The following is a 4,414-nucleotide window of genomic DNA, read 5'->3' as shown; positions in this document are numbered from 1 at the left end:
GTGCTGGGCCAGCACGGCCTCGATCTCGCCCAGCTCGACCCGGAAGCCACGGATCTTGACCTGGTCGTCGACCCGGCCCAGCAGCTCGATGTTGCCGTCGGGAAGGAACCGGGCCAGATCACCCGTCTTGTAGAGGCGGTCGCCGGAACGCTCGCTGAAGGGGTTGGCGATGAAGTTCTCGGCGGTCAGGTCCGGCCGGTGCAGGTACCCGCGGGCCAGCCCGGCCCCACCGATGCAGAGCTCACCCACGACACCGGCGGGCAGGAGCTGATGACGCGGGTTGAGAATGTACAACTGCGCCCCGGGGATGGGGCGGCCGATGTGGACACGCTCCAGGTCGGGGGTGTACCGGGCCAGGCACACACCGACTGTGGCCTCCGTCGGACCGTACCCGTTGAAGAACGCTCGCCCGGGCGCCCAGACACGGACCAGGTCGAGGGGACATGCGTCACCACCGACACTGATGCAGCGTACGAACGGTAGGGATTTCTCCGGCAGCGTGGAAAGCGCGGCCGGCGTCAGGCTGATGTTCTCGACCCCTTGCTCGATCAGCAGATCAGCGAGGTCGGAGCCGGCCATTTTGAGGTCGGGAGGCGGTACCACCAGGATCCCGCCGGACAGCAGCGCCGCGCAGAGCTCCCACACGGAGATGTCGAAGCTCAGCGACGTGCCCTGTAGGACTCGCTGCGGAGTCTCCAGACCATAGTTCTCGTACTGCCATCGGGCGAGATCGCGGAAACCGCGGTGAGTGACCTGGACACCCTTCGGCTTTCCGGTGGAGCCGGATGTGTAGATGACGTAGGCGAGGTCCCACTCCTCCGGTCCGGTCTCGGGCGTGGTGTCGGGCCAGTCCGCCAACTCCGACCAGAAGTCCTCCACAGCCAGCACCGGAGCGTCGGTCTCGGGCAGTACTCCGAGAACCGACCGGGACGCCAGCACGGCCCGCAGCCCCGCGTCGGAGACCATGAACTCGAGACGTTCGCGGGGGTAGGACGGATCCAGCGGAACATAGGCCCCGCCCGCCTTGAGAATGCCCAGCAGCGCGACGACCATCTCCACCGAACGGGGCACGCACAGGCCGACCAGGCTCTCCCGGCCCACCCCGCGGTCCCGTAGGAGGTGCGCGACCCGGTTGGACCACCGGTCCAGGGCGCCGTAGCTCAACTGGCGGTCATCCGCCACAACCGCCACCCGGTCCGGACAACGGCGCGCCCGCTCCGCGAACAACCCCGGCAAGGACACCGGCGGCGCCTCCTGCTGCCGCTTGGCCTGCTGGAGCCGGCGACGTAGTAGGGCCTGTTGTTCCGGCGACAGGTTCTCAAGCTGAGAAATAAGCTCACTCATGGTGCTTCACTCGTCTCGGTCGTCTGGGAGCTGAAGATCACTCGGCGACATTCCCTGAACCTCTGCGACGAGTTGCTCAAGGAGTTTCCGCTCTTCGGAGGACTCGATGTCCGTGGCGAGGGCCGCGAGGTCGAAGTCGGCGTCGTCCGCCACCTCCGAGGCCGTCGAGGTTCCCTGCTGGAGGATCTGCCGCCGTTCCTCCTCCGTGAGAATGTCGACCTTGCTCAGTGGCGACTCGGGATCACGCACGATCTGTGCGCACACGCTCTGGAGATGAGCGAGCATGCGTTCGACCGCTTCTCTGTCCACCCGGCCGGGGTCGTATTGAGCAGAGATCTCCACCCGGTCCTGGGCCACCACGACTATCGCCAGCGGGTAGTTGACACGCTCCTCGGAGCGGGTCATCTCGAATTGCAGAACCGCCGAATCGTCCTTCTCCACCGGGTAGTTCTCGAAGACGAAGAGGGTCTCGAACAACGAAGCGTCAGAGGGGAGTCCGCTCCACCGCTGGACCTCGCTCAACGGGCTGTAGTCGAACTGGCGCATCCGCATGGCCTGTTCCTGCAGGCCGTGCAGCCATTCCAGGGCGGCTTCCTGCTCGGGAACACCGACCCGCAGCGGGAGGGTGTTGATGAACAGGCCGACTGTGCGCTCGATGCCCTCGATCTCGGAGGGACGGCCCGAGACCACGGTGCCGAACACGACGTCGTCGGTGCCGCTGTAGCGGGACAGCAGCAGGGCCCAGCACCCCTGCAGCACTGTGTTGAGCGTGAGCCGGTTGCGTTGGGCGAATTCCTGCAACCGCGCGGTCTCGTCCCCGCTCAGATGGGCGGTGACCGTGGCCGGTGGGACGGGGCCGCTGTCCTGTAGCCCGGATCGGCCACCGATGGCCAGCGGAGCGGCCTGCTCGACGCCCTTCAACGTGTCGCGCCAGTACTGTTCGGCTTCTTCGATGTCCTGGCGACCGAGCCAGGACACGTAGTCGCGGTAGGGCCTTGCCGAAGGCTTCTCCACGTGCTCGCCGCGGGTGAAGGCCCCGTACCACTGCACGGCTTCGTTGAGGATGAGGCTGATGCTCCACCCGTCGAGAATCGCGTGGTGGGCGCTCCAGATCAGTTGGTAGCCGTCATCGGCCGTGCGGACGAGGAGCATCCGCCACTGGGGAGCGTCCTGGGGGTCGAAACCCTCAGCGCGGTCCTGGCGCAGGTAGGCGTCCACACGCTCTTGTTGTTCCTCTGCGGTCTGTGAGCGCCAGTCCTGTGTCTGAAGCGGAACGGGGACTTCGGCCCAGACCAGTTGCAGGGGCTGGTTGTCCTGTGTGGTGCGGAACCCGGTGCGCATGATGGGGTGGCGGCGCATGACCTGTGCCCAGGCTTGGCAGAAGGCGTCGGTGTCCAGTTCCTGGTCGATGCGCAGGATCATCTGGACGTGGTAGACCCCCTCGCCCTGGGAGAGCTGGCTCTGGAACCACAGGCCCTGCTGGATGGGGGTCTGGGGATAGGCGTCGGCCAAAGGGCGCGGGGTCGTCGCCGAGCGCCACTCGGGCAGCGTCCGCACCTGTGCGACCAGGTCGTTGACCTGTTCCTGGTCCAACCCGGCGGCCGGGAAGTCCGAGGGGCTGTAGACCACCGCGTCGGGATCGCGGGCTTCGCGGGTGAGCCGGGTCAACACCTCCAGGGTGTGCTCTGCCACCCGCCGCACGGTCTCCTCACGGAAAGCGTCCCCGTCATAGGTCCACCGCATGTACAAACGGCCGTCCTGGACGTGGCTGACGATGTCGATCAGGTAGGGGCGCTGGTTGGCCGGATCCCAGTCCGGGCCGGCCTTGCCGGAGTGGGCGGCGAAACCACCGGCCGCGGTCCCGTCGAACTGACCGAGATAGTTGAAACTGACCTGGGCGGAAGCCTCCGGCTCAGCACCGGCAGATCCCGTCTCGGCGCCTTCATGGTCCAAGCCATAGGCGAGCAGGCCGTATCCGATGCCCTGGCGGGGCCGCCCGCGGAGCAGTTCCTTGGTCCGCTTGAGTCCCTCCGCGAGCTGGTCCGCGTCGGGAACCGGCAGGCGCACCGGCGAGATGGTGGTGAACCAGCCCACGGTCCGGGACACGTCGATGTCGTCGAAGAGGTCCTCGCGGCCGTGCCCCTCCAGGTCGACACGGACATGGCCGTCCCCGGTCCAGGCGCCCACCGCACTGGCCACCGCGGTCAACAGCGCGTCGTTGACCTGGGTGTTGAAAGCCGCCGGAACGTCCTGCAGGAGCGCACGCGCCTGGTCGGCGCTGAGCACGGCCTCGTGGACACGGCTGCGACCGATCGTATTGCCCTCAACGGGTCCGTCCAGGGGAAGAGCGCGGACCGGAGCGGTCTGCTCCCGCCAGTAATCCGACTCCCGCGACGTGTCAGCGCTGGAACCCTCCCGCCGCAACCGCTCGGCCCACTGCCGCCACGAACTCGTCTTCGCGGGAAGAGCGAACTCCCGCCCACCACGCACCTGCTCAACCAGCGTGTCCAGATCCTCCGACAACACACGCCAGGAAACCACGTCCACCACCAGGTGATGGGCCACCAGAAGCAACCGGTCACCACCACCGGCTCCCACACCGTCGGAATCCGGCAACCCGGTGAACAGCGCCGCCCGCAGAAGAGGCGAAGCGGAGACGTCCATACCGGACTGGATCCGCTGCGCGATCTGCACCAACCGGTCCTCGCGTTCGGCGGCCGGGTACGAGGACAGGTCGTGCTCCTGCCAGGGCAGGGCGTCGGGTATGTCCGCCACCTCGGCCCGCCACTGCCCGCCCTCGCGCAGAAAACGGGTGCGCAGCCCGTCGTGCTGTTCGAGCAGGGCCCGCACCACCTGCTGCCACTGACCACCAGTCAGGTCCGCCCCGACCTCCATCAGCAGGGACTGGTTGACGTGGTCGGGGCGAGCGAAGCCCTGCTCGAAGAACCAGCGCTGGATCGGGGTGAGTTCGACCGGACCGGTGACCGTGCCCTGCTCGGCCAACACCTGCGAACCCTCGCGCTGCTCGGTGACCGGAGCCAGCTCAGCGATCGTCTGGTGCTGGAAGAGC

2 protein-coding genes are annotated in these 4,414 nt (G+C 67.4%); both read right to left on the bottom strand.

Translation table 11 applies throughout. The features are described from left to right. Positions 1–1,344 (bottom strand): non-ribosomal peptide synthetase (locus NOSIN_RS26550; RefSeq protein WP_143833091.1); only part of this gene is annotated, 1,344 nt, incomplete at its 3' end. A gap of 6 nt (positions 1,345–1,350) precedes the next feature. Further along, a partial coding sequence (locus NOSIN_RS26545) for a condensation domain-containing protein (RefSeq protein ID WP_227015435.1) occupies positions 1,351–4,414 on the bottom strand: 3,064 nt, incomplete at its 5' end.

The organism is Nocardiopsis sinuspersici (assembly GCF_001998325.1).
In the GTDB taxonomy this organism is placed as follows: domain Bacteria; phylum Actinomycetota; class Actinomycetes; order Streptosporangiales; family Streptosporangiaceae; genus Nocardiopsis; species Nocardiopsis sinuspersici.
This window is presented reverse-complemented; position numbering and strand designations above follow the sequence as displayed.